The organism is Rubellimicrobium aerolatum (assembly GCF_017872975.1).
Lineage (GTDB): Bacteria > Pseudomonadota > Alphaproteobacteria > Rhodobacterales > Rhodobacteraceae > Rubellimicrobium > Rubellimicrobium aerolatum.
This window is the reverse complement of sequence record NZ_JAGGJP010000010.1, coordinates 16,979-41,807: the sequence shown is the minus strand read 5'-3', so window position 1 is coordinate 41,807 and position 24,829 is coordinate 16,979. Positions and strand designations below refer to the sequence as shown.

Below are 24,829 nucleotides of genomic sequence, written 5' to 3'. Positions count from 1 at the left end.
CATGGCGCAACGACGCCTGAGACTGGGCATGGTGGGCGGGGGCCGGGGGGCCTTCATCGGGGCGGTGCATCGGATCGCGAGCCGCATCGACGACCGCTGGGAGCTGGTGGCGGGGGCGCTGTCCTCGGACGCCGAGAGGGCGCGGGCCTCGGCCGGGGATCTCGGCATCGCGCCGGACCGGGCCTACAGCGACTTCCGCGAGATGGCGCGAGCCGAGGCGGGCCGCGCGGATGGCATCGACGCGGTGTCCATCGTGACGCCGAACCACATGCACGCGGACCCCGCCATCGCCTTCCTGGAGGCCGGCATCCACGTCATCTGCGACAAGCCGCTCGCCGCCACGCCCGAGCAGGCGGAGCGGATCGCACAGGCCGTGGCGGCGTCCAAGGCGCGCTTCGTGCTCACGCACAACTACACGGGCTATCCGCTGATCCGGCAGGCCCGCGAGATGGTCGAGCGCGGGGACCTGGGCGAGATCCGGCTGGTGCAGGCGGAGTACGCGCAGGACTGGCTGACCGAGAGCGTCGAGACCGGGGGCGACAACAAGCAGGCGGCGTGGCGGACGAACCCGGAAATGGCGGGCGCGGGCGCGCTGGGCGACATCGGGACCCACGCCTTCAACCTGCTGAGCTTCGTGTCGGGGCTGAAGGTCGAGGCGCTGCTGGCCGACCTGCAAAGCTTCGGAGCGGGGCGGCAGGTGGACGACAACGGCCATGTGCTGCTGCGATTCGACGGCGGCGCGCGCGGGATGCTCTGGGCGTCGCAGGTCGCGCCGGGCAACGAGAACGGGCTGCGGCTGCGGATCTACGGCACCAAGGCCGGGATCGAATGGCATCAGGAGAACCCGAACGTGCTGACCTACGCGCCGCTGGGCGAGCCGAAGCGGATCGTCACGCGGGGCGGGGCGGGGCTCGGGACCGGCGGCAATCGCTGGACGCGCATCCCGCCGGGGCACCCGGAGGGCTATCTGGAAGGCTTCGCGACCATCTACACGGACGCGGCGGACCTGATCCTGGGGAGCGGCGACGGGGCGCTGCTGCCCGGCATCGATTCGGGGCTGGACGGGATGTGGTTCATCGGGGCCTGCCAGCGGTCGTCGCGGGCGGGCGGGGAGTGGGTCGGGCGGTAGCTCCGGCCCCAAAGGTCGTGGGGGCTCCGCCCCCGTCTCCTTCGGAGACACCCCCGGGATATTTGGAGCCAAAGAAGGGCCGCAGCCTCCGTCCGGCTTTCTTTGACTTCAAGTATCCCGGGGGGTGAGGCCGTCAGGCCGAGGGGGGCAGAGCCCCCCTGCCCCGTCAGCCGTTGGCGACGCGGCCGGGGATGTGCTCGCGCTTGTGGGTGCGGCCGGGCCAGGTGCGCATCGCCTCCAGCGCCTCCTCGGCCGTTTCCACGGTGCGGAACAGGTCCAGGTCCTCGGGCGAGATCGTGCCGGCCTCGGCCAGGGCGGGCCAGTCGATGATCCGCTCCCAGTAGTCGCGGCCGAAGAGCAGGAAGGGCACCTGCGCCATGCGGCCGGTCTGGATCAGGGTCAGAGCCTCGAACATCTCGTCCAGCGTGCCGAAGCCGCCGGGGAAGACGCAGACGGCCTCGGCGCGCATCAGGAAGTGCATCTTCCGCAGCGCGAAGTAGTGGAAGTTGAAGCACAGCTCGGGCGTGACGTAGGGGTTCGGGGCCTGCTCGTGCGGGAGCACGATATTGAGGCCGATGCTGCGGCCCCCCGCCTCGGCCGCGCCGCGGTTGCCGGCCTCCATCACGCCGGGGCCGCCGCCCGTCACGATCACGCCGCGCCGGCCCCGGCTCTCGACCAGCGACGACTCGGTGGCGAGATAGGCGAAGCGGCGCGCCTCCTCGTAGTAGCGGGAGAGCTGGGCGAGGAGCGGCGTGCGGGCGGTCTGCGCGCGGGCGGGCTCGGGGATGCGGGCGCCGCCGAAGAGGACGATCGTCGTCTCGATCCCGGCCTCGTCCAGCATGAGCTGGGGCTTGAGGAGTTCGAGCTGGAGGCGGACGGGGCGCAGCTCCTCGCGCAGCAGGAAGTCGTCGTCGGCGAAGGCGAGGCGGTAGGAGGCGGAGCGGGTCTGCGCCGTGTCGGGGATCTGCGACGCCGTCTCGCGATCCTCGGTGCTGTCGCGCAGGGGGGTGCGGAGCGCGGGCTCGGCGGAGTGGGGCTCGGGGGGACGGGGGTCGGGCAGGCTGTCGTCGGTCATCGCGAAAGGGTCCTTGGGTGATCGGAGGGATGTGGCACGGATCGGCGGAAAACCAAACCCGCCGTGGCCGGAACCGTCGTGGATTGCGTGGGCCGGACCGGGGACCTATGAGGCCCGAAGGCCCAAACCGGAGGATCGATCCATGTCCCACGCCGCCCTCGAAGCCGCCATCGACGCCGCCTGGGAGGATCGCGCGGCGCTGACGCCCGACACGAAGGGCGAGGCGCGGGACGCCGTGGAGGCGGTGCTGGAGGCGCTCGACGGCGGGTCGCTGCGGGTGGCGGAGCGGCAGGCGGACGGCAGGTGGACCGTCAACCAGTGGGCCAAGAAGGCCGTGCTGCTGGGGTTCCGGCTGAGCGACATGGGGCCGATGGAGGGCGGGCCGCAGGGGTCCGTCTGGTGGGACAAGGTGGACACCAAGTTCAAGGGCTGGGACGCCGCGCGCTGGCGCGAGGCGGGGTTCCGGGCGGTGCCGGGGGCGATCGTGCGGCGGTCGGCCTTCGTGGGCCGCGGCGCGGTGCTGATGCCGTCCTTCGTGAACCTGGGCGCCCATGTGGGCGAGAACACCATGGTCGATACCTGGGCCACGGTCGGGTCCTGCGCGCAGATCGGGGCGAACGTGCACCTGTCGGGCGGGGTCGGCATCGGCGGCGTGCTGGAGCCGATGCAGGCGGGGCCGACGATCATCGAGGACAACTGCTTCGTCGGCGCGCGGTCCGAGGTGGTGGAGGGCTGCATCGTGCGCGAGGGGTCCGTCCTCGGCATGGGCGTGTTCATCGGCCGAAGCACCAAGATCCTCGACCGCGCCACGGGCGAGGTGAGCTATGGCGAGGTGCCGCCCTATTCGGTGGTCGTCGCCGGGTCGATGCCCTCGGCGGGCGGCGTGCACCTCTATTGCGCGGTGATCGTCAAGCGGGTGGACGCAGGCACGCGCGCCAAGACCGGTATCAACGAGCTGCTGCGGGACTGATCAGGCGAGGACCTGGGCCATGACCTGGCTCAGGTCGCGTTCCTGGAAGGGCTTCTGGAGGAACGGCTGGCCCGAGAAGCCGGCGGGCAGGCCGCTGACGCCGTAGCCCGTCGCGAAGGCGAAGGGGATGCCGCGCCGGCGCAGCTCCTCGGCGACGGCGGTGGTCGTCTCTCCGGCGAGGTTCACGTCGAGGAGGGCGGCGTCCACGTCCTCGGTCCCGAGCAGGTCCATGGCGCGGGCGACGCGGGCGGCGGGGCCGACGACGGTCGCGCCCATGTCGGTCAGGATGTCCTCGATCAGCATGGCGATGATCATCTCGTCCTCGACCACGAGGATGCGCTTGCCGGCGACTCCCTCGTCCGCCCCGGCGGGTTCCGCATCCGTCATGTGCCGTCCTCCGTGCTGTCGTTCGTGGCGCGTCGCGTGGCGCGCGGCCGTCCCGGTCCCTGTCGGGCGCGAAGGTAGTCCATTCGGCGGCGGCTCCAAGGGTGCCTTACCTGCGGCCGATGCGCGGCTCGGTCCCCGCGAGGAGGCGGGCGATGTTGGCGCGGTGGCGGATGAGGATGAGGAGCGCGAGGCCGAGGGCGAGGGCCGCGACCTCGGGGCGGCCCAGGAGGACGGCCCAGAGAGGGGCGAGGACGGCCGCGACGAGGGCGGCGAGCGAGGAGATGCGGAGGCCGGCGGCGGTGGCGAGCCAGGTGAGGCAGGCGGCGACGCCGACGGGCCAGGCGGCGGCGAGGAGGACGCCGAGGAAGGTGGCGACGCCCTTGCCGCCCTTGAACCCGAGCCAGACCGGGAAGCAGTGGCCGAGGAAGGCGGTGAACCCGGCGAGGAGCGCGACGTCGGGGCCGGCGAGCGCGCGGGCGAGGAGGACGGCCGCCGCGCCCTTGCCGCCGTCGAGGAGGAGCGTGGCGGCGGCGGCGGTCTTGCTGCCGGTGCGGAGGACGTTGGTCGCGCCGATGTTGCCCGAGCCGATGGCGCGCACGTCGCCGAGGCCCAGCGCGCGGGTCAGGAGGAGGCCGAAGGGCACGGAGCCGAGGAGGTAGCCGAGCAGCGCCCAGAGGAGCAGGAGGCCGGCGGGGGTCGTGATCTCGGGCATTCAGCGGTCCTCGGGGACGGGCCAGACGCGGCGGCCGGCGACCCAGGTGCCGCGCACGCGGCCCTGGAGGCGGGCGCCGTCGAAGGGGGTGTTCTTGGACTTGGAGCGGAGCGTCCAGCGGTCGAGCACGAAGGGCGCGTTCATGTCGAAGAGCACGAGGTCGGCGGGCGCGCCCTTGGCCAGCCGCCCGGTGGGGAGGCCGAGGCGGCGGGAGGGGTTCAGGGACAGGGCGCGGAACAGGGCGGGAAGCGTGAGGCGGCCCGCGTGGACGAGGCGGAGCGAGGCGGGGAGCAGGAGTTCGAGGCCGACCGCGCCGGGGGCGGCGGCCTCGAAGGGGAGGCGCTTGGATTCCTCGTCCTGGGGGGTGTGCTGGGAGCCGAGGCAGTCGATGAGCCCGGAGGCGAGGGCCTCGACGGCGGCCTCGCGGTCCTCCTCCTGGCGGAGAGGGGGGACCAGCTTGAAGAAGGTGCGATAGTCGCCCACGTCGAAGTCGTTGAGCGTCAGGTGGTGGACGGACACGCCCGCCGTCACGTCGAGGCCGCTGGCCTTGGCGCGTTCCAGCGCGGGGAGCGCGGCGGCGGTGGTGATCTGGTCGAGGTGGAGGCGCGCGCCGGTCATCCGGGCGAGCGTCAGGTCGCGGTCGAGGCCGAGACGCTCGGCCATGGGCGAGACGGCGGGGAGGCCGCGCAGGGAGGCGAACTTGCCCGACGTCATCACCGCGCCGCGCGACAGGCCGGGGTCCTGCGGGTGGGTGACGACGAGGGCGTCGAGGCTGCGGGCGTAGGTCAGGGCGCGGGACAGGGCGCGGGTGTCCTCGGTCACGCGGTCGCCGTCGGTGAAGGCGACGGCGCCGGCGTCGCGGAGGAAGCCGATCTCGGTCATCTCGCGCCCCTCGCGGCCCTTGGTCAGGGCCGCCATGGGGAGGACGCGGACGGGGGAGTCCTGCGCGGCGCGGCGGGCGACGAATTCGAGGATCTCGGGCGTGTCGATGGCCGGATGCGTGTCGGGGCGGGTGACCATGGTGGTGACGCCCCCGGCGGCGGCGGCGAGGCCGGCGGAGCGGAAGGATTCCTTGTGACGCTCGCCCGGCTCGCTCACCTTGACGCCCCAATCGACGATTCCGGGGGCGAGGTGGCGGCGGTCGGCGTCGAGGACGGCGGCGAAGCGGTCGAGCGATTCGGGCGCGGCGGGAAGGATGTCGAGGATCGCGCCGTCCTTGAGGACGAGGGCGCCGGGGCGCTCGGTCCCGGCCTCGGGGTCGATGAGGACGGCGTTGTGGATCAGCGTGGTCATGCCGGTCGCCCCTGCTGGCTGCGGCCGACCCTTAACGCCCCCGTGAGGGGGGCGGCAAGGGCGGGAACCCCGGAGGGAGCTGGAACATTCAGTGAACAGCAATCGGAGAGGACACGACATGACCGACGCCAACGCCAAGCAGCACCCCGAAGGGAACGCCGAGAAGGACCCGAAGGACTGGGTGACGGGCGACGAGCCGATGACGGGGGCGCAGGCCTCCTATCTGCGGACGCTGTGCGAGGAGACGGGGGAGGCGTTCGACGAGGGGCTGAGCAAGGCCGCCGCGTCCGAGCGGATCGACGCGCTGAAGGAACGGTCGCCCCGGCTGAAGGAGGGGTGAGTCCAGAGAGGCCGCCGGCGCGCGTGTGCCCTTCGCGCGCCGGCGGGTCTGGGGCCGTGGTGCCGGATTGACTGCCCGGCCCACGGGAGGCGCGTGCACGACGCGCCGGCGGCTGGGGCCTTGCGGTTGCCCAGGGGGCGACGGGGGGAGCGGTCCCGTCGCGCTGTCAAACAGACCGACCGGGGGCGAGGGGGCCTCCGGCGCGGGGGGAGGCCGCGTGGGCGGGCCTCAAGGGGAGCGTTGGGGGAGAGACTCCGGGCCACGCTCGCGGGGAGAATGGCACGGGCGGGGTTAACGATCTCTGACAGCAACGGGCGTTGCGTGTTGCGTGGCATTTTAGGGACTGGCCGCGCGGTGGGTCGTCCGGGGACCAGGCGCCTTTGGAAGGCTCGTGGCGAATCCCTTGGGAAGGGATCTGGCTCGCACGGGAGCCGAACCGGCCTGCGGAGCGCGGGCGGAGGCGGGGCTGGCGTATTTGGGCCAAGTTGAGAGGCCGGGCGCGAGAGCGTGGCCGCGCGGGGTTGCGGACCGGACGGGGCGGCGGCGCTCAGTCGGCTAGGAAGCAGTAGAGGCGGCCGGTGCCGGCGGTGCTGATGAGGTTGTCCTGGCTGCACCCGCGCGAGGGATGGGCGGCGTTCCAGGGGGTGATGCCGGGTTCGAGGCCGCGGCGGTCGTGGTGGCCGAGCATGGCGCTGCCCTGCCCCTCGGCGTTCGCCGTCCAGTTGGAGCAGGTCATGTCCTCGCCCTCGGGGAAGGCGGTGCCGTCGGCCTGGCTGCCGGTGAGGATGTCGTGCTCCACCAGGTAGGTCCGCTCCTCGCGCGGGAGAGGGACGCCGGAGTCGTCCACGGGGACGAAGGGCACGGGGGCGCCGGTCTCGTCGAGGGCGGTCTCGTGGGTGATGTTCACGTCGGGGCCGTGGAGCGCGTCCGCGTCCTGCGCGATGAGGTCGCCCCGGACGTTGTGCCAGGGGCCGGTGCCGATGCGGTCGCGCGCGTTCTCGGCGTCGGCCCCCTGGGTGGACAGGTAGGCCCGCCAGTCGGTCCCCGCGAGGCCCGCCGCCTGGGCGAGCGCGGCGCAGTGGGCGTCGGCGCCCGCGAGGCCGCCGAGGTTGGCGCCGTCGCCGAGGCCACGGCTGGTGACGAAGAAGGACGGCGGGGCGTCCTGCGCGAGGGCGGGGGCGGCGAGGAGAAGGGCGGCGAGGCTGGTCCGGACGAGCGGGGTCATGGCGATCCTCCCTGATGATCGTCACGACCTAGCGTTGCGGGGCCGTCGGTCCTGTGCGCGAACGGCGGGCGCGGCCTGCGTGGGGGAACGCTGCCGCGCGCGGCCGGGGGTCAGCCCTCGCCCAGCGCCGCCCTCCCGCGCGCGGCGCGGAGGTTCTGGGCGAGGAGGTCCATCGCCGCCATGCGGACGGCGACGCCCATCTCCACCTGGGTCTGGATGACGGAGCGGTTGATGTCGTCGGCGAGGGTGCCGTCGATCTCAACCCCTCGGTTCATCGGGCCGGGGTGCATCACGATGGCGTCGGGGGCCGCATGGGCGAGCTTGGCGGCGTCGAGGCCGTAGCGGTGGAAGTATTCGCGTTCGGAGGGGACGAAGCCGCCGTCCATCCGCTCGCGCTGGAGGCGGAGCATCATCACCACGTCCACGCCGCGCAGGCCCTCCTCCATGTCGGTGAAGACCTCGCAGCCGAAGGCGTCGATGCCGGGGGGGAGGAGGGTCGGGGGCGCGACGAGGCGGACGCGGTTCTCCATCTTGTGCAGGAGCAGGATGTTGGAGCGGGCGACGCGGCTGTGGGCGATGTCGCCGCAGATGGCGATGGACAGGCGGTGGAGCCGCCCCTTGGCGCGGCGGATGGTGAGGGCGTCGAGGAGGGCCTGGGTCGGGTGCTCGTGACGGCCGTCGCCGGCGTTGAGGACGGCGCATTGGACCTTCTGCGCGAGGAGGTCCACGGCCCCGGACATCGGGTGGCGGACCACGAGGAGGTCGGGGCGCATGGCGTTGAGGGTCAGCGCCGTGTCGATCAGCGTTTCGCCCTTCTTCACCGAGGAGGCGGCCACGCCCATGTTCATCACCGAGGCGCCGAGCCGCTTGCCCGCCAGTTCGAAGGAGGACTGGGTGCGGGTCGAGGGCTCGAAGAACATGTTCACTTGCGTGAGCCCGGCGAGGGCGTCGCCGGCGGGGAGGCCCTTGCGGTTCCTCTCGGCGTAGGCGTCGGCGAGGTCGAGGAGGGTCGTGATCTCGACGGGGTGCAGGGGCTCGATGCCGAGGAGGTGGGGCTGGCGGAAGGGCATGGGGGGACCTCCTGTGTCGCGAGGGGTTTACGTCAGCCGGACCACGCCTGCCAGAGGAGGCGGAGGGCGAGCGCCACCGAGGTGACGACGAGAAGCGGGCGGATCACCCGCGCGCCGACGCGGACGGCGAGGCGGGAGCCGACCTGCGCCCCGGCGAACTGGGCCGCGCCCATGGAAAGGCCCACGAGCCACCAGGGGGAGGCGACCAGGGCGAACACGGCCATGGAGCCGATGTTGGAGGCGAAGTTGAGGAGCTTGGTGTGGGCGGTGGCGCGCAGCAGGCCCATGCCGCGCAGGGTGACGAAGGCCATCATGTAGAACGACCCGGTGCCGGGGCCGAGGACGCCGTCGTAGAAGGCGAGGCCGGGGACGGCGGTGGCGTTGAAGGCGGGCGCGCGGAGGCGTTCGTGGCGGTCGTCGTCGCCCAGGCCCTTCTTGAGGGCGAAGTAGAGGGCGACGGCGATGAGGAGGACGGGGAGGGCGGCGCGGATCGTGTCGGCGGGGAGGCGGGAGGCGAGGAGGGCGCCCGCGCCCCCCGCGACGAGGGCGAGGAGCGCCGGGAGGGTTTGCGTGCGGGGCTCCACCAGGCCGGCGCGGGCGTAGTGGAGCGCGGCGGAGGCGGTGCCGAACATCCCCTGGACCTTGTTGGTGGCGAGCGCCGTGACCGGGGGGGCCCCGGCGAGGAGGATCGCGGGAAGGGCGAGGAGGCCGCCGCCGCCCGCGATGGAGTCGATGGCCCCGGCGAGGAAGGCGGCGAGGGTGAGGAGGAGCAGGACCTCGGGCGGGACGGGGAGGGACAGGAGGGTCATGCGGCGAAGTCGTCCCGCGCGTAGCCTTGTAGGTAGAGGAGGGCCGTGAGGTCGCCGTGGTTGACGCGGAGGCGGCATTCCTGCTGGACGGCGGGTTTCGCGTGGAGGGCGACGCCCGCGCCCGCGAGGCGGAGCATCCCGAGGTCGTTCGCGCCGTCGCCCACCGCGAGCACGTCCTGGGGGGCGAGGCCGAGGCGGGCGGTGATCTCCTGGAGGGCCTGGACCTTGGCCTCGCGGCCGAGGATGGGCTCGGCGACATGGCCGGTCAGGTGGCCGTTCTCCGACAGGAGCGTGTTGGCGCGGGCTTCGTCGAAGCCGAGGGTCCGGGCGACCTTGTGGGCGAAGCTGAGGAAGCCGCCGGAGACGAGGACGGCGTGGGCGCCGTGGGCCTTCATGGTCGCGAGGAGCGCGGGGCCGCCGGGCATGAGCGTGATGCGGTCGCGGAGCACGTCGTCGATGACGGACTCGGGGAGGCCGCGCAGGAGGGCCACGCGCTCGCGCAGGGCGGATTCGAAGTCGATCTCGCCGTTCATGGCGCGGGCGGTGATGGCGGCGACGTGGGGGCCGACCCCGGCGACGGCGGCGAGTTCGTCGATGCACTCCTGCCGGATCATGGTGGAGTCCATGTCGGCGAGGAGCATCCGCTTGGCGCGCGGTCCGGCGGGCTGGAGGAGGAGGTCGGTCCCCTGCCCTTGCAGCGCCTCCCACGTCTCCCAGAGGTCGGCGGGCTCGGCCTCGACCTCGAACTCGGCGGCCTCGCCGGGGGCGAGCCAGCGGAGGGGGCCGCCCTGCCAGCGGGCGCGAAGGGAGTCGGCTGTGTCGGGGGACAGGCCGCCCGGCGCGGCGATCAGGGTGACGACCTGCATGTGAAGTTTCCGATCGTAGTCGCGGCCCCCGGCGCGGAGGCGCGTTCGCGGCGGATTAGCGGCATTTCGCGGCTTGCGGAAGATCGGGGCGGTTCATAGACCCACGGGCGGGACACCCCTCCCCAACGAGGGGCCATATACCTGGAAGGGTAGCACATGACGCTGCACGAGCCGCAGGCCAAGCCTGCGAACCCGCGATTCTCCTCGGGCCCCTGCGCGAAACCCCCCACATGGTCGCTGGATGCGCTGGCCGGCGCGAGCCTGGGCCGGTCGCATCGCGCGGCCGAGGGGAAGGCGCGGCTGAAGCGGGCCATCGACCTGACGCGCGAGGTGCTGGAGGTGCCGGACACCCATCGCATCGGGATCGTCCCGGCGTCCGATACCGGCGCGGTCGAGATGGCGATGTGGACGATGCTGGGCGAGCGGCCCGTCGAGATGGTCGCCTGGGAGTCGTTCGGCGAAGGCTGGGTCACGGATGCGGTGAAGCAACTCCGGCTCGATGCGCGGGTGCATCGGGCGGACTATGGGCGCATCGTGGACATGGCGTCCTTGGACTATGACAGGGACGTGGTGTTCACCTGGAACGGCACGACCTCGGGCGTGCGGGTGCCGTCGGGGGACGTGATTCCGGCGGGGCGCAAGGGGCTGACGATCTGCGACGCGACCTCGGCGGCCTTTGCCCAGGCGCTGCCGTGGGACCGGCTCGATGTGACGACGTTCTCGTGGCAGAAGGTCATGGGCGGTGAGGCGGCGCACGGGGTGATCGTGCTGGGGCCGCGCGCGGTGGAGCGGCTGGAGAGCTACGTTCCCGACCGGCCCTTGCCGAAGATCTTCCGGCTCACGAGCAAGGGGAAGCTGATCGAGGGGATCTTTGCGGGCGAGACGATCAACACGCCGTCGATGCTCTGCGTCGAGGATTGGATCGTGGCCCTGGAGTGGGGGAAGTCGGTCGGGGGCCTTGCGGGGCTGATCGCGCGGGCGGAGGCCAACGCGAAGGCCGTGTGGGACTTCTGCGACGGCCGCGACTGGATCGCGAACCTTGCCGAGGAGCCGGCCACGCGGTCGAACACGTCCGTGTGCCTGAAGTTCACCGATCCGCGCATCACGGACGGGGCCGGGTTCGCCAAGGCGGTCGCCAAGCGGCTGGAGCAGGCGGGCGCGGCGCTGGACGTGGGGGCGTATCGCGACGCGCCGCCGGGGTTGCGGGTCTGGTGCGGGGCGACGGTCGAGCTGGCGGACGTGCAGGCGATGCTGCCGTGGCTCGACTGGGCGTTCCATGCCGAGATCGCGAAGGTCGCGCAGGCGGCGTGACGTGGTGGCGGGCTGACGCCCGCCCTCCCCCAACATCATAGGGCGGGGTTCACCCCGCCATCATCCGAACATCAATGAATGGAGCGTGGCCCATGGCCCCCCGCGTGCTCATCTCGGACGAACTCTCGACCGCCGCCGTGCAGATCTTCAAGGATCGCGGGTTGGAGGTGGACTACCAGCCCAAGCTCGGCAAGGACAAGGACGCGCTGCTGGCCGTCATCGGGCAGTATGACGGCCTCGCCATCCGGTCGGCCACCAAGGCGACGGAGAAGCTGATCGCCGCCGCCGCGAACCTGAAGGTCATCGGGCGGGCGGGGATCGGCGTGGACAACGTCGATATTCCGGCGGCGTCGAAGAAGGGCATCATCGTGATGAACACGCCCTTCGGGAACAGCATCACCACGGCCGAGCACGCCATCGCCCTGATGCTGGCGGTGGCGCGGCAGATCCCGGAGGCGAACGCCTCCACCCATGCGGGGAAGTGGGAGAAGTCGCGCTTCATGGGGGTGGAGCTGACCGGCAAGACCCTGGGCGTGATCGGCGCGGGGAACATCGGCGGGATCGTCTGCGACCGGGCGCGGGGGCTGAAGATGAAGGTCGTGGCCTATGACCCCTTCCTCGGCGAGGAGAAGGCCGCGCAGATGGGCGTGGAGAAGGTGGAGCTGGACGCGCTGCTGGCGCGGGCGGACTTCATCACGCTCCATGTGCCGCTGACGGACCAGACGCGCAACATCCTGGGGCGCGAGGCCATCGCCAAGCTGAAGCCGGGCGTGCGGATCGTCAACTGCGCGCGGGGCGGGCTAGTGGACGAGGCGGCGCTGGCGGAGGCGCTGAGGAGCGGCCACGTGGCGGGCGCGGCCTTCGACGTGTTCGCGGTGGAGCCGGCGACGGAGAGCCCGCTGTTCGGGCTGCCGAATGTCGTGGTGACGCCGCATCTGGGGGCGAGCACGACCGAGGCGCAGGAAAACGTCGCGTTGCAGGTGGCCGAGCAGATGTCGGACTACCTGCTGACGGGGGCGGTGACGAACGCGCTCAACATGCCCTCCGTCACGGCCGAGGAGGCCAAGGTGATGGGGCCGTGGATCCGGCTGGCCGGGCATCTGGGCAACTTCGTGGGCCAGATGACGGACGAGCCGATCAAGGCGATCAACGTGCTGTACGACGGGATCACGGCGGGGATGAACCACGCCGCCCTGAACTGCGCGGTGATCGCGGGCATCCTGCGGCGGGCGAACCCGGACGTGAACCTGGTGAGCGCGCCGGTCATAGCGCGGGAGCGGGGCATCCATGTCAGCACCACCCGGCAGGACCAGTCGGGGATGTTCGAGGGCTACATCAAGGTCACGGTCGTCACGGACGCGCGGGAGCGGTCGGTGGCGGGGACCGTGTTCTCGGACGGGAAGCCGCGGTTCATCCAGATCAAGGGCATCACGGTGGACGCCGAGATCGGGGCGAACATGGTCTACACGACCAACGAGGACGTGCCGGGGATCATCGGCGCGCTGGGCCGGACCATGGGCGAGAACGGGGTGAACATCGCGAACTTCACCCTGGGGCGGTCGCATCGGGGGGGCGAGGCCATCGCCATCCTGTATGTCGATGACCCGGTGCCGGAAGGGGTGCTGGACCAGCTTCGCCGGACGGGGATGTTCCAGCAGGTGAAGGCGCTGGCGTTCGACATGGCGTGAGCTGGGGATGCCGCCGGGAGGGCTGTCTGCCCTCCCGGACCCACCCGAGGATATTTGGAGCCAAAGAAGGGCTAGTAGCCGGTCATTTCGAGGTAGCCTGTGCCCTCGTGGGAGCCGGTGACGGTGACGGGGCCTTCCCAGTAGGGGACGGAGGTCTCCATCCACGCCTGAGGATTCAGGGCCGTCACGGTCGCGTCGAGGGCGCGGTCGGGAAGCTGGACGCGCCATTCGGTGGGGATCTCGCGGTCAGCGACGGTCGTCGTGTCGCCGGGGGTGGCGGTGAAGGCTCCCGTCGGGAAGGGCGTGGGGGTGCCGTCGGGGGCGATCCACGTGGCGGCGGTGAAGGGGGCTCCCTCGTCGGCGCGGAGGCGGAAGGCCATGAGCTTCTCGCCGCTCGCGAAGGACAGGGAGAACCAGTCCCAGCCGGTCTGGCGGTCGGCGAGGGGCTGGGAGGACCACTCGCGGTCGAGCCAGGCGTTGCCGGTCACGGGGATGTCGCCATCGGGGAGGTGGAGGGTGCCGGTGACGGCGAAGAAGGGCTGGGAGTAGTAGTGGCTGGCCTGGCCGTCCTCGGATTTCACGGAATAGCCTTGGTCGCCTTGGAGGACGATGGGGCCCTGGGCGGTCAGGGTCATGTCGTAGCCCCAGTCGGGGCCTTGGGCGGATAGGGTTGCCGTTTCGAGGTTGTCGCCCATGAGCCGCCATTCGTCGATCCAGGCCTCGAAGGGGTCGGCGGTGACGCCGGCCTGGCCGGGGCCGCCGCGCGCGAGGCGCTCGGCGACGTGGTGGGCGTCGGGGGTGGTGACGGCGGCGTGGGCCATCCAGACCTGGGACGTGGGGGCGCTGTCGGGGGCGAGGGCGGAGCGGAACAGCGTCCATTGCAGGCCGTAGGGGGTGCCGTCCGGGCCGGTGAGGTTGGCGGTGACATACCACCATTCGATGCGGAAGGCGGGGTGCGCGCCGTGGTCCTGGGGGAAGGTGAAGGCGGTGCCGGGTTGGGGGAGGGCGTAGCCTTCGATGGAGGTGCCGAGATTGGCGAAGCCTTGGGCTTGGGCGGGGAATGGCGCCAAAGCGAGGAACAGGGCCTTAGCGTTCATCCGAGAACACCTTGAGGAGGAGCGAGGGGGGGACTCGGGCGAGGCGGATCGCGGGCCAGAGGGCGGCCAGCGCCGCCGCGAGGAGGGCGAGGGCGAGGAGGCGGAGCCAGTCCAGGGGGAACAGGAACATCGGCAGGCGCCAGCCGAAGGCCTCGACGTTGACCACCGCCAGGAGGACCCAGGCGAGGGCGAGGCCCAGGGGGAGCGCGGCGAGGGCGGTGAGGGCGGACAGGCCGACGGCGCGCAGCAGTTCGAGGCGGCCGAGGGTGGCGCGGCGGGTGCCCAAGGCCCAGACGGGGGCGAGCTGGGGGAGGCGGATGGAGGCCAGCGTCAGGAGGGACATGAGGAGCGCGAAGCCGGCGACCGCGAGCGTCAGGACGTTGAGGGCGGCGGTGACGGCGAAGGTGCGCTCGAAGATGCCCAAGCTGATCGCCTTGAGGTTGGACTGGTTGACCACGCGGGCGGGGTCGAGGCCGAGGTCGGTGGTCAGGCTCTCGGCGAGGGCGGGGACATCGGCGGGGGGGAGGCGGAGGCCGAAGGAGAGGGGGACGACCTCGGGGAAGGCATCGCGGAACAGGGGTTCGGTCAGGATCGCCTGCCCCACGGCGTTGCCGTAGTCGCCGTAGATGCCGAGGATCGGGAGGGTCAGGGCGTCGGTGACGGCGAGGGGGTCGCCGACCGCGAGGCCCGCGCGGCGGGCGAGCTGTTCGTTGACGAGGACCCCCTGCCCCGCCGCCAGTTGGTCCCAGGGATCGGGGGCGGCGGAGAGGAAGCGCCAGTTCTCGCGATACGTGGGATCGTCGCGGAGGATCTGCACCTCGGCGGGGAGGCCGGCGAGGGGGCGGTCCACGGAGGCGATGGGGAGGGCGCGGACGGTTCCGGGAAGGGCGGCGAGGAGGGCCTCGGCCTGCGCGGGGGTGGAGACGCCGACGTAGAGCTCGGGCGCGAGGCGCTGGTCGAGGAAGCCGGTGAAGGTCTGGCGGAAGCTGCTGACCATCGTGGAGACGCCGACGTTGGCGGCCATGGCGAGGAGGAGCGCCATGAGGGCGAGGGAGAGGCCGGGGAGTTCCGACCGGGCGTCGGCCCAGATCCATTGCGGGAGGGGGTTGCGGGCAAGGTGCTGGCCGAGCGCGAGGACTCGGTCGAGGAGGAGCGGCAGGAGGAGCGCGCCGCCGATCATCAGGGTGCCGAGCGTCGCGAAGCCGCCGACGAGGCCGCCGCCCCAGAGGCCGAGGGCGAGGGACAGCAGCAGGAGCGCCGCCCCGACGAGGCCCTGGGTGCGGGCGCGGCGGGCGGCCCAGCGCGCGCCGGCGCGGCGGGTGCCCCCGGCGAGGAGCGGCGTGGTGGCGAGGCGGCGCAGCGCGCTGGCGGCGGCGACCGCCGTGCCGGCGAGCGCGATGGCGAGGCCGGAGAGCGCCCAAAGTGGGCGGAAGGTGAGCGTGCCCGCGACCTCGGCCCCGTAGAGGCCGCGCAGGGTGCCGGCCACGTCGGGCAGCAGCGCGGCGGCGATGAGGTAGCCGAGGAGGAGGCCGAGCGCGCCGGCGAGGAGGGCGAGGAGCGCGAGTTCGAGGGCCATGAGCGCGATGAGCGCGCGGAGCGGCATCCCGAGGGCGCGAAGGGTGCGGACGGTGGGGCGGCGCTGCTCGAAGGCGAGGCCGACGGCGCCGTGGACGATGAACAGGCCGACGGCGAAGGACAGGAGGCCGAAGGCGGTGATGTTGAGGTGGAAGGAGTCGGTGAGGGCCGCCGGGTCAGTGGACTGGTCGGGTGGTTGCAGGCGGAGGGTGGGGGCGACCTGCGCGAGCGGGGTCTGGCGGCGGGGCTGGTCGGGGGCGAGGAGCAGGCTGGTGAAGCCGTCCAGCCCGAGGAGGCGCTGGGCGGTGGTGATGTCGGTCAGCACCGTGCCGGGGGCGGCGTCCGGGGACGGGATCGGGGTCGCGCCGGTGTCGGGGAGGGCGGCGAGGGTATCCTCGCGCCCGAGGAGCGCGCCTTGGGGGGCGAGGAAGGCCTGGAGGTCGGCGGTGTCGGCCTCCTCGATGGGGCCGGTCTGGACGGGGGTGGTGAGGGGGTCGATGCCGAGGAGGCGGGCGGGGCCGAGGCGGCCCTCGACGAGGGGGCTCGCCAGCCAGCCGGCGCGGCGCAGGGCGACCCAGGTGGCTTCGGGGATCGTCGCGCCCTCGGGGGGGAGGAGGCGGGTGAGGCGGCCCTCGCCCAGCGTGTCGGCGGCCTGGGCGTAGGAGGCGCGGGCCTCGGTGTTGATGGCCTGGACGCCGGACCAGAGAGCGGTGGCGAGGGCGAGGCCGGCGAGGAGCGTGAAGAGCTGGAGCGGGTGGCGGCGCCAGTGGGACAGGAGGGCGTGGAGGCCGGCGCGGGTCATGGCGCGACGCGGCCAAGGCGGAGGTGGACGCGGGCGTCCATGCGTTCGGCCACGCGCTCGGAGTGGGTGACGCAGAGGAGGGCGGCCCCGGTCTCGGCCACCAGGGCGAGCATGAGGGCGAGGACGGCCTCGGAGGAGGATTCGTCGAGGTTGCCCGTGGGCTCGTCGGCCAGCACCAGGCGCGGGCGGGCGGCGAGGGTGCGGGCGATGGCGACGCGCTGCTGCTGGCCGCCCGACAGCTCCTCGGGGTACTTGCGGAGCTGGGGGGCGAGGCCGAGGCGGTCGGCGAGGTGGGCCTCCCAGGAAGGATCGGACGCGCCCTTGAGGCGGGCCTGGAAGGCGATGTTGGCGGCCACGTCGAGGGACGGGACGAGGTTGAACTGCTGGAAGACCACGCCCACGGATTCGCGGCGCAGACGGGCGCGGCCCCGGTCGTCGAGGGACGTGACCTCGGTGCCGTCGAGGAGGATGGAGCCGGAGTCAGGGCGGTCGAGGCCGCCGATGAGGTGGAGGAGCGTGCTTTTTCCGCTGCCGGATTCGCCGGTGAGCGCGAGGGTGCGGCCCGAGGCGAGGTCGAGCGAGGCCCCGCGCAGGACGGGGATGGGGCCGTCGGGGCCCGGGAAGGCCTTGTGGATGTCGCGGACGGCGAGGAGCGCGGTCAACGCGGATGGAGGCGGCGGGCGCGCGGCAGGACCAGGGCCACCACCGCCGTCAGCAGGGTTCCGAAGACGCTCAGGATCCAGAACAGGCCCTCCTCGCCGACCGAGCCGAGGATAGGGCGGAGCGCGACGGGGCCAAGGGTGCCGGCGAGGAGGCCGGAGGCGAGGATCGCCGCGCCCATGCGGGGGTCGGGGCCGAGGAGGCGGGTGGCCCAGACGAAGAAGGCCGGGAAGCAGACCGCCGCGAAGGCCCCCGACAGGACGAAGCCCCAGGCGGGGGACAGGATCGCCAGCGCCGCGCCGGCGGTCGCGCCGGCGACGCCGCCGAGGAACATCAGGTCCGGGGGCAGGCGGTGGCTGACGGCGGCCAGGGCCATGCGGCCCGCGACGAAGGCCAGGAAGAAGGCGGAGACGAGGCGGGCGGTGGAGGTTTCCGAGAAGCCGAGGTCCACGAGGGCGGAGGCCCCGAGGCCGATCAGCGCCGATTCGATCACCACCGCGCCGAAGAGGAGGAGGAGGAGCAGGAGGCGCGGGGAGAGGGGCGGCAGGCCGGGGGCGGCGGTGCGGAAGGGCTCGGGTCCCGAGAGGGCGAGGGCGAGGGCCGACAGGGCGGCGACGGTCCAGAACACGGCCTGGGGCGCGCCGCCCATCGCGAGGAACAGCAGGGGGGACAGGATCGCGCCGAGGCCGAAGATGGCGTTGACCAGCGACACCATGCCGGGGCCGCGCGGGCCGAAGTCGGTCAGGAAGCGGCGGTTGACGGCGGCGGCGAGGATGCCGAAGCCCAGGCCCGCGACCAGCGCGCCGGTCAGCAGGAGGCCCCAGGTCGCGCCGAGGGCGAGGCCCGTGGCCCCGAGCGTCACCGCCACCAGCGCCGGGCGCATGGCGAGGCCAGGAAGGCCGAGGACGCCCGCCGCGACGGCGAGGGCGGCCCCGGCGTTGTAGGTGGCGATGAGGGTGCCGCCCTGCCCTGGGGCGAGGCCGAAGGCCTGCGACCAGACGGGGAGCGCCACGCCGAACAGCGCGGGGAGCATCCCGAGAAGGAAGAAGGACAGCGCCCCGGAGGCGAACAGGCGCGAGGCGAAGCCGGCGGGGGCGGCCCCGTCGGACGGGACGTTGCAGGCGGAGGTCACGGCGCGGGAGTCCTTGGGGGGAGGAGGTCGCGGGAGAGGTTCTGGGGTCTTTGCGGGGGAAGGTCCAGAGGGGCGGGGTCTTCGGGGGGCGCTTTCGTTGGAACGGCGTCGGAGGCCTGGGCGTTCCGTTCGGGCATTCCGACAGCATCCGAGGAGGACAGGGCATGGTCGGTTCCAACAAGTCCGACACGCGGCAGGGGACGCTTCCCGGCCGGCAGACCGAGCCGCCGAACGCCGGGCCGGAGTTCCCGGCGGAGCATGATCTCAAGCGGGCGAAGGACCTGCCCGAGAGCGTGCGGGAGCGCATCCGGGAGGTGGACGTGACGGAGGACGCGCGAGGGCTGCGGGAGACCGGGGACCTGCGCGGGCCGAGGGGGGACGATCAGGAGGCGCGGACGCGGGGGACGCATCAGGGGGAGTGATGGGGGCTCCGAGGGTGGCGCGGGCGTGACGTCAGGCGTCCGGTCATGGGTGGGCCGCGCAGGGTGGACCCCCGCCCTGCGAAGGGTGCGGCAGGCTCGCGAACCAGTCGGCGTAGGGGGTCGTCCGCGCCATGCGGCGGTTGAGGTCGGGGGCGCCGTCGGTCCACCAGACCGGGCCGCGCTCGCCCAAGGCGCGCTTGGCGGCGTCCACGCGGGCGCGGGCGTCGCGGAGGGCCTGCGCGTCGCCCTTCGCGTCGCGGACGGCTCGGCGGGCGGACATGAGGTCGCGGACGAGGGCTTCGCGCGTGGCCGGGTCGAGCGACGGGTCGGACATCCGCCAGAGGCGGCCGCGCACCACGAAGTAGCGGCCGTCGGGAGTGACGGGATGCCTCACGTCCAGTCGAGGACGACCTTGCCGGAGCGGCCGGAGCGCATGGTCTCGAAGGCCTCGCGGTAGTCGGCGACCTTGAAGCGGTGGGTGATGACGGGGCGCACGTCGAGGCCGTTCTCCAGCATGGCGATCATCTTGTACCAGGTCTCGAAGATCTCGCGGCCGTAGACGCCCTTGATGGTCAGGGCCTTGAGGACGATGCGGCTCCAGTCCACGGGGCTCTTGCCGGGCGGGATGCCAAGGAGGGCGATGCGGCCGCCCATGACGAGGGATTCAACCATCTGGTCGAGGGCGGCCTGGGAGCCGGACATCTCCAGCCCCACGTCGAAGCCCTGCACCATGTGGAGGCGGGCCATCACGTCGCGGAGGTCCTCCTGCGCGACGTTGACGGGGGTCACGTCGGCGACCTTGGCGGCGAGGTCGAGGCGAAGGGGGTTCACGTCGGTCACGACGACGTTCCGCGCGCCCACGTGGCGGGCGACGGCGGCGGCCATGATGCCGATGGGGCCGGCGCCGGTCACGAGGACATCCTCTCCGATCAGGTCGAAGGACAGCGCGGTGTGGACGGCGTTGCCGAGGGGGTCGAGGATGCTGCCGATCTCGTCGTCGATGCTGTCGGGGAGGGGGACGGCGTTGAAGGCGGGGAGGCGCAGGTAGTCGGCGAAGGCGCCGGGCTCGTTGACGCCGATGCCGCGCGTCTCGGGGTCGAGGTGGAAACGGCCGGAGCGGGACTGGCGGGAGGTCTTGCCGATGAGGTGGCCTTCGCCGGAGACGCGCTGGCCGAGGCGGAGGTCCGTCACGTCGCGGCCGAGCTCCACGATCTCCCCGGCGAACTCGTGGCCGGTGATCAGCGGGGTGGGGACGGTGCGGGCGGCCCAGTCGTCCCAGGCCCAGATGTGGATGTCGGTGCCGCAGATGCCGGTCTTGCGGACGCGGATCAGCACGTCGTCGGGACCGATCCTCGGGCGGGGCTCGTCGCGCAGGGTCAGGCCCTCGCCGGGGGACTCCTTGACCAGGGCCTTCATGGGATCACTCCGGTTTCGCGGCCCGCCCGCGCGAAGGCGTCGAGCGCGCGGTCGAGGTCGGTGGGGGTCAGGGCGGCGGTCATCTGGGTGCGGATGCGGGCGCGGCCCTGCGGGACCACGGGGTAGAAGAAGCCGGTGGCGAGGACGCCGTGCGACAGGAGCCGCCGGGCCATCTCCTGCGCGAGGCGGGCGTCGTGGAGCATGACGGGGATGATGGGGTGGGTGCCGGGGAGGAGGTCGAAGCCGAGGGCCTGGAGGCCGTCTCGCCACCTGCGGGCGTTGGCGTCGAGCCGGGCGCGGAGGGCGTCGCCCTCGGGGCCCTCCACGAGGTCGAGGGCAGTCAGCGTCGCGCCGGTGATCGCGGGGGGGAGGGCGTTGGAGAACAGGTAGGGGCGCGCGCGCTGGCGCAGGAGGTCGATGACGGGGCCGGGACCGGCGACGAAGCCGCCGAGCGCGCCGCCCAGGGCCTTGCCGAAGGTGCCGGTCACGATGTCGGCCTGGATGCCGGCGCGGGACGGGGTGCCCCGGCCCCCCTGCCCCACGAAGCCCGTCGCGTGGCAGTCGTCCACCATGAGGAGCGCGCCATGGCGGTCGGCGAGCGCGCGCATCGTCGCGAGGTCGGCGAAGTGGCCGTCCATGGAGAAGACGCCGTCGGTGGCGATCAGGACGTGGCGCGCGCCGCCCTCGCGCGCGGCGCGGAGCTGGCGGTCGAGGTCGTCCATGTCGCCGTTGGCGAAGCGGTAGCGGCGGGCCTTGGAGAGGCGGATGCCGTCGATGATGCTGGCGTGGTTGAGGGCGTCGGAGACCACGGCGTCGGCGTCGGTGAGCAGCGGCTCGAACAGCGCGCCGTTGGCGTCGAAGGCGGCGGCGAAGAGGATGGCGTCGTCGTGGCCGAGGTAGCTCGCGACGCGGGACTCCAGCGCCTTGTGGAGGTCCTGCGTGCCGCAGATGAAGCGGACGGAGGCGAGGCCGAAGCCGCGATCCTCCATCGCCTGCGCGGCGGCGGCCCTGAGCGCGGGATGGTTCGCGAGGCCGAGGTAGTTGTTGGAGCAGAGGTTCAGGACCTCGCGGCCCTCGACGAGGACACGGGCGCCCTGCGGCGAGGCGATCACCGGCTCGGACTTCCAGAGCCCCTCGGCGCGGATGGCGTCGAGGCGGGATCGGATCTCGTCCAGGAACTCGGTCATGCGGGGGCCTCCTTGCGGGGCATCATCTAGGGTCGCGGCGGGGCGGACCAAGGGCGCGAGGTGCCTTGGGCCGCGACGCCGCAGGGGCGAGACGGGCCTTCCCATCGGGGGCGTTTGACCCTATGTGCCCCCAATCCCCGGACGCCGTCCGGGGACGGGCCTTGCTGGACGACATCCCGGCTTGCGCCGTCACACGAACCCTACAGGAGAACATCCGATGTCGATCACCGCCGAAGACAAGGCCCGCATCCTCACCGACTTCGCCACCAAGCCCGGCGACACCGGCTCGCCCGAGGTGCAGGTCGCGATCCTGAGCTCGCGCATCGCCACGCTGACCGAGCACTTCAAGGTGCACAAGAAGGACAACCACGGCCGTCGTGGCCTTCTCATGATGGTGGCGCAGCGCCGCAAGCTGCTCGACTACGTGAAGAAGAAGGACGAGGCCCGGTATCAGTCGCTGATCGAGCGCCTGGGCCTGCGCCGCTAAGTGTTTCCGGGCCGCGCCCCCTGACCGGGGCGCGGTTCTTCTTTCAGGGGCGCCGGCCGGGCTCGACCGGCGCTTGGGCTAGACAGAGCCAGGGGCAATGCGGCCCCTCCGAAAACCCGCCCCCTCGGACGGAAGAATGAACGGGGGCAAGAGGCGCGAAGGCGCGCCGGAAGGACATCCGATGTTCAACGAAGTCAAGAAATCGATCCAGTGGGGCGGCGAGACGCTGACGCTGGAAACGGGCAAGGTCGCCCGCCAGGCGGATGGCAGCGTCATCGCCACGCTGGGCGAGACCAGCGTGATGGCGAACGTCACCTTCGCCAAGGAGGCGAAGCCGGGCCAGGACTTCTTCCCCCTGACCGTGCATTACCAGGAAAAATTCTACGCCGCCGGCAAGATTCCGGGCGGCTACTTCAAGCGCGAGGCGCGCCCGTCGGAGAAGGAGACGCTGACCTCGCGGCTCATCGACCGGCCGATCCGCCCGCTGTTCGTCGAGGGCTTCCGCAACGAGGTGCTCGTGATGTGCACCGTGCTGAGCCATGACCTGCACAACGAGCCGGACGTGGTGGCGATGATCGCGGCGTCCGCCGCGCTGACGCTGTCGGGCGCGCCCTTCCGGGGGCCCATCGCCGCCGCGCGCGTGGGCTTCGTCAACGGCGAATACGTGCTGAACCCGTCGGTGGACGACCTCCAGAACCTGCGGTCGAACCCCGAGCAGCGGCTCGACCTCGTGGTCGCGGGGACCCAGGACGCCGTGATGATGGTGGAGTCCGAGGCCTACGAGCTGTCGGAGGAGGAGATGCTGGGCGCGGTGGTGTTCGCCCACCAGCAGATCCAGCCGGTGATCGACCTCATCATCGACCTCGCCGAGGAGGCCGCCAAGGAACCCTTCGACTTCCACCCGGTCGATGACTCGGCGATCCGCGCCCGCGTCCGTGCGCTGGGCGAGGACGCGATGCGGAAGGCCTTTGGCAACCGCGTCAAGCAGGACCGCGTGGCCGCCATCGAGGCCGCCGTCGAGACCATCAAGGCGGGCCTGACCGAGGCCGAGCTGGCCGATCCGTCGCTGAAGGGCGCGATCAAGGCGCTGGAGTCGGACGTGCTGCGCGGCGACATCGTGCGCGGCGGCAAGCGGATCGACGGGCGGGCGCTGGACGTGGTGCGGCCCATCGTGTCGGAAACGGGCCTGCTGCCCCGGACCCACGGCTCGGCGCTGTTCACGCGCGGCGAGACGCAGGCGCTGGTCGTGACGACGCTGGGCACCGGCGACGACGAGCAGTTCGTCGATGCGCTGCACGGCAACTCCAAGCAGAACTTCCTGCTGCACTACAACTTCCCCCCGTATTCGGTGGGCGAGGTCGGGCGCGTGGGCTCGCCGGGCCGTCGCGAGATCGGCCACGGCAAGCTCGCGTGGCGGGCGTTGCAGGCGGTGCTGCCGGCGGCGACGGACTTCCCCTACACGATCCGCGTCGTGTCGGAGATCACCGAGTCGAACGGGTCGTCGTCCATGGCGTCGGTCTGCGGCGGGTCGCTGTCGATGATGGACGCGGGCGTGCCTCTCAAGGCGCCGGTCGCCGGCGTGGCGATGGGCCTCGTGCTGGAAGATGATGGCCAGTGGGCCGTGCTGACCGACATCCTGGGCGACGAGGACCACCTCGGCGACATGGACTTCAAGGTCGCGGGCACCGAGGCCGGGATCACGTCCCTGCAGATGGACATCAAGGTCGCGGGCATCACGCCCGAGATCATGGGCAAGGCGCTGGAGCAGGCCAAGGCCGGCCGGCTCCACATCCTGGCCGAGATGAACAAGGCGCTGTCCGCGCCGCAGGGCTTCTCGGAATACGCGCCGCGCATCGAGACGATGACCATCCCGACCGACAAGATTCGGGAAGTGATCGGCTCGGGCGGGAAAGTCATCCGCGAGATCGTGGAAGTGTCCGGCGCCAAGGTGGACATCAGCGACGACGGCACGATCAAGATCGCGTCGGCGAACGGCGAGGCCATCAAGAAGGCCTACGACATGATCTGGTCGATCGTGGCGGAGCCTGAGGTGAACGGCGTCTACAAGGGCACGGTCGTCAAGATCGTGGACTTCGGGGCCTTCGTGAACTTCTTCGGCAAGCGCGACGGCCTCGTGCACGTGTCGCAGATCGCCGCGAGCCGGCTGAACCATCCGTCGGACGCCCTCAAGGAAGGCCAGGAGGTCTGGGTGAAGCTGCTGGGCTTCGACGATCGCGGCAAGGTGCGCCTGTCCATGAAGGTCGTGGACCAGGAGACCGGCAAGGAAATGGCCAAGGAAGACGCCTCGGCCGACCAGGCCTGAGGACGGAACGGACGGCCCGGGGAGCGCTCCCCGGGCCTTCTTCTTGCCGGGACCACGGAATGACCACGCTCGCGACCTTCTGGGCCGGACGGCTCGGCCCCATCGAGATGGCGAGCCTCGCCTCCTTTGCGCGGCAGGGGCAGACGATCGTCATCTACAGCTACGGGCGGCTGCCGGACGTGCCGGCGGGCTTCGAGAACCGCGACGCGGCCGAGGTGCTGCCCGCGCGGGAGGTGGCGACCTACCGCAAGGAGGGGAGCCCGTCGCTCCATTCCAACTTCTTCCGCTATGCGCTGATGCGGGAAACGGATCACGTCTGGGTGGACCTGGACGTGATCGCGCTGCGGCCCTTCGAGTTCACGGAGGACCGCGTCTACGCCTACGAGAACCCCGAGCGGGTCAACTGCGCCGTGCTGCGGCTGCCCAAGGACTCGCCCACGCTGGCGGCGCTGCTGGCCTTCGGGCCAGGTCAACGCGGCGTCGCCCCGCACATCACCGGCCTACGGCGGGCCAGGCAGTGGATCAAGACCTTCGGGCGCGGCGTGCGGATCGAGGACTGGCCCTGGGGCAGCACCGGCCCCCGGGCGCTGACCACCTACCTGCGGACGTTCGACGAGATCCGCTTCGCCATGCCGCGCACAACCTTCTATCCCGTGCGCGCCGGGCGGTTCGAGCGGTTCCTGACGCCCGGCGACCTGGCCGACGACAGCTTTCCGAAGGAGACCTATGGCGTCCACCTGGCTGCGAGCGTGATCCAGCGCCGCCTGCGGGAGACGGGCGGGCCGATCCCCGAGGGGTCGTTCCTGTGGCGGCAGATCGAGAGGGCGCGGGCCGAGGGCTTCGCGGCGTGACG

The 24,829-nt window shown here is 72.3% G+C and carries 24 protein-coding genes; 9 read left to right on the top strand and 15 right to left on the bottom strand.

From position 1 onward, the window contains the following. Position 1 precedes the first annotated feature (1 nt). Positions 2-1,129 (top strand): Gfo/Idh/MocA family protein, encoded by a 1,128-nt coding sequence (locus J2Z33_RS12000; RefSeq protein ID WP_245218808.1) that lies wholly within the window; start codon positions 2-4, stop codon positions 1,127-1,129. A gap of 166 nt (positions 1,130-1,295) precedes the next feature. On the opposite strand, the gene J2Z33_RS11995 is transcribed toward J2Z33_RS12000, so the two are convergent. Continuing rightward, on the bottom strand, positions 1,296-2,204 hold the full coding sequence (locus J2Z33_RS11995) for an LOG family protein (protein ID WP_209841328.1): 909 nt from the start codon (positions 2,202-2,204) through the stop codon (positions 1,296-1,298). 142 nt (positions 2,205-2,346) lie between these two features. Between J2Z33_RS11995 and dapD the strand changes: the two genes are divergently transcribed. Then, on the top strand, positions 2,347-3,174 hold the full coding sequence (gene dapD, locus J2Z33_RS11990) for a 2,3,4,5-tetrahydropyridine-2,6-dicarboxylate N-succinyltransferase (protein ID WP_209841326.1): 828 nt from the start codon (positions 2,347-2,349) through the stop codon (positions 3,172-3,174). Here the strand turns inward: dapD and J2Z33_RS11985 are convergent, their stop codons facing one another. The 3 genes from J2Z33_RS11985 to pyrC form a co-directional block, all read right to left on the bottom strand. Beyond that, positions 3,175-3,561, bottom strand: a complete 387-nt coding sequence (locus tag J2Z33_RS11985) for a response regulator (RefSeq protein WP_209841322.1) — start codon at positions 3,559-3,561, stop codon at positions 3,175-3,177. It lies immediately after the preceding gene. 106 nt (positions 3,562-3,667) lie between these two features. Then, positions 3,668-4,273 carry a glycerol-3-phosphate 1-O-acyltransferase PlsY gene (gene plsY, locus J2Z33_RS11980; RefSeq protein WP_209841319.1) on the bottom strand — a complete coding sequence of 202 codons (606 nt, stop codon included), beginning with the start codon at positions 4,271-4,273 and terminating at the stop codon, positions 3,668-3,670. Then, positions 4,274-5,566 carry a dihydroorotase gene (gene pyrC / locus J2Z33_RS11975; protein WP_209841316.1) on the bottom strand — a complete coding sequence of 431 codons (1,293 nt, stop codon included), beginning with the start codon at positions 5,564-5,566 and terminating at the stop codon, positions 4,274-4,276. A 118-nt stretch (positions 5,567-5,684) separates the two neighbouring features. Here pyrC and J2Z33_RS11970 point away from each other — a divergent pair, with 118 nt between their 5' ends. Beyond that, positions 5,685-5,906: a DUF3072 domain-containing protein gene (locus J2Z33_RS11970; RefSeq protein ID WP_209841313.1), complete on the top strand. Its 222-nt coding sequence runs from the start codon at positions 5,685-5,687 to the stop codon at positions 5,904-5,906. 547 nt (positions 5,907-6,453) lie between these two features. Here the strand turns inward: J2Z33_RS11970 and J2Z33_RS11965 are convergent. The 4 genes from J2Z33_RS11965 to serB all read right to left on the bottom strand — a co-directional run bounded on the left by J2Z33_RS11965 (position 6,454) and on the right by serB (position 9,876). Beyond that, positions 6,454-7,131, bottom strand: coding sequence for a hypothetical protein (locus J2Z33_RS11965; protein ID WP_209841311.1), 678 nt, complete (start codon positions 7,129-7,131; stop codon positions 6,454-6,456). Between the two features lie 110 nt (positions 7,132-7,241). Further along, entirely contained in the window at positions 7,242-8,201 is a 960-nt protein-coding gene (locus tag J2Z33_RS11960; protein ID WP_209841308.1) for an aspartate carbamoyltransferase catalytic subunit, read from the bottom strand. Between the two features lie 32 nt (positions 8,202-8,233). Next, the gene (locus J2Z33_RS11955; protein WP_209841305.1) at positions 8,234-9,010 is read right to left on the bottom strand and encodes a TSUP family transporter; all 777 of its coding nucleotides are present in this window, start codon (positions 9,008-9,010) and stop codon (positions 8,234-8,236) included. Beyond that, complete coding sequence (gene serB / locus J2Z33_RS11950; RefSeq protein WP_209841302.1) at positions 9,007-9,876, bottom strand: phosphoserine phosphatase SerB; 870 nt, start codon at positions 9,874-9,876, stop codon at positions 9,007-9,009. The genes J2Z33_RS11955 and serB overlap by 4 nt, the downstream gene beginning before the upstream one ends. 156 nt (positions 9,877-10,032) lie before the next feature. Here serB and J2Z33_RS11945 point away from each other — a divergent pair, with 156 nt between their 5' ends. Then, entirely contained in the window at positions 10,033-11,187 is a 1,155-nt protein-coding gene (locus tag J2Z33_RS11945; RefSeq protein WP_209841298.1) for a phosphoserine transaminase, read from the top strand. 92 nt (positions 11,188-11,279) lie between these two features. Then, complete coding sequence (gene serA, locus J2Z33_RS11940; RefSeq protein WP_209841295.1) at positions 11,280-12,875, top strand: phosphoglycerate dehydrogenase; 1,596 nt, start codon at positions 11,280-11,282, stop codon at positions 12,873-12,875. A 71-nt stretch (positions 12,876-12,946) separates the two neighbouring features. Here serA and J2Z33_RS11935 read toward each other — a convergent pair whose 3' ends face one another. The 4 genes from J2Z33_RS11935 to J2Z33_RS18375 are packed head-to-tail and all read right to left on the bottom strand — an operon-like array spanning position 12,947 to position 18,141. Further along, on the bottom strand, positions 12,947-13,972 hold the full coding sequence (locus J2Z33_RS11935) for a lipocalin-like domain-containing protein (RefSeq protein WP_209841292.1): 1,026 nt from the start codon (positions 13,970-13,972) through the stop codon (positions 12,947-12,949). Further along, positions 13,962-16,349: an FtsX-like permease family protein gene (locus J2Z33_RS11930; protein WP_209841289.1), complete on the bottom strand. Its 2,388-nt coding sequence runs from the start codon at positions 16,347-16,349 to the stop codon at positions 13,962-13,964. The genes J2Z33_RS11935 and J2Z33_RS11930 overlap by 11 nt, the downstream gene beginning before the upstream one ends. Next, entirely contained in the window at positions 16,346-17,011 is a 666-nt protein-coding gene (locus tag J2Z33_RS18380) for an ABC transporter ATP-binding protein (protein ID WP_245218807.1), read from the bottom strand. Before J2Z33_RS18380 ends, J2Z33_RS11930 begins: the two co-directional genes overlap by 4 nt. Continuing rightward, positions 17,008-18,141, bottom strand: a complete 1,134-nt coding sequence (locus J2Z33_RS18375; RefSeq protein WP_245218806.1) for an MFS transporter — start codon at positions 18,139-18,141, stop codon at positions 17,008-17,010. Before J2Z33_RS18375 ends, J2Z33_RS18380 begins: the two co-directional genes overlap by 4 nt. 164 nt (positions 18,142-18,305) lie before the next feature. On the opposite strand from J2Z33_RS18375, the gene J2Z33_RS11920 reads away from it, so the two are divergent. Beyond that, positions 18,306-18,563 carry a hypothetical protein gene (locus J2Z33_RS11920; RefSeq protein ID WP_209841286.1) on the top strand — a complete coding sequence of 86 codons (258 nt, stop codon included), beginning with the start codon at positions 18,306-18,308 and terminating at the stop codon, positions 18,561-18,563. 43 nt (positions 18,564-18,606) lie between these two features. On the opposite strand, the gene J2Z33_RS11915 is transcribed toward J2Z33_RS11920, so the two are convergent. The 3 genes from J2Z33_RS11915 to kbl are packed head-to-tail and all read right to left on the bottom strand — an operon-like array spanning position 18,607 to position 21,166. Continuing rightward, positions 18,607-18,957: a hypothetical protein gene (locus J2Z33_RS11915; protein WP_209841284.1), complete on the bottom strand. Its 351-nt coding sequence runs from the start codon at positions 18,955-18,957 to the stop codon at positions 18,607-18,609. Beyond that, the gene (gene tdh / locus J2Z33_RS11910; protein ID WP_209841281.1) at positions 18,954-19,979 is read right to left on the bottom strand and encodes an L-threonine 3-dehydrogenase; all 1,026 of its coding nucleotides are present in this window, start codon (positions 19,977-19,979) and stop codon (positions 18,954-18,956) included. The genes J2Z33_RS11915 and tdh overlap by 4 nt, the downstream gene beginning before the upstream one ends. Further along, entirely contained in the window at positions 19,976-21,166 is a 1,191-nt protein-coding gene (gene kbl, locus J2Z33_RS11905) for a glycine C-acetyltransferase (RefSeq protein ID WP_209841278.1), read from the bottom strand. Before kbl ends, tdh begins: the two co-directional genes overlap by 4 nt. A 217-nt stretch (positions 21,167-21,383) precedes the next feature. Between kbl and rpsO the strand changes: the two genes are divergently transcribed. The 3 genes from rpsO to J2Z33_RS11890 all read left to right on the top strand — a co-directional run bounded on the left by rpsO (position 21,384) and on the right by J2Z33_RS11890 (position 24,827). Beyond that, positions 21,384-21,653: a 30S ribosomal protein S15 gene (gene rpsO / locus J2Z33_RS11900; protein ID WP_209841275.1), complete on the top strand. Its 270-nt coding sequence runs from the start codon at positions 21,384-21,386 to the stop codon at positions 21,651-21,653. 181 nt (positions 21,654-21,834) lie between these two features. Continuing rightward, a complete protein-coding gene (pnp, locus tag J2Z33_RS11895; protein ID WP_209841273.1) occupies positions 21,835-23,976 on the top strand; it encodes a polyribonucleotide nucleotidyltransferase in 2,142 nt (713 codons plus the stop codon). Positions 23,977-24,035: 59 nt separating this feature from the next. Then, the gene (locus J2Z33_RS11890) at positions 24,036-24,827 is read left to right on the top strand and encodes a hypothetical protein (RefSeq protein WP_209841270.1); all 792 of its coding nucleotides are present in this window, start codon (positions 24,036-24,038) and stop codon (positions 24,825-24,827) included. Positions 24,828-24,829: the final 2 nt, after the last annotated feature.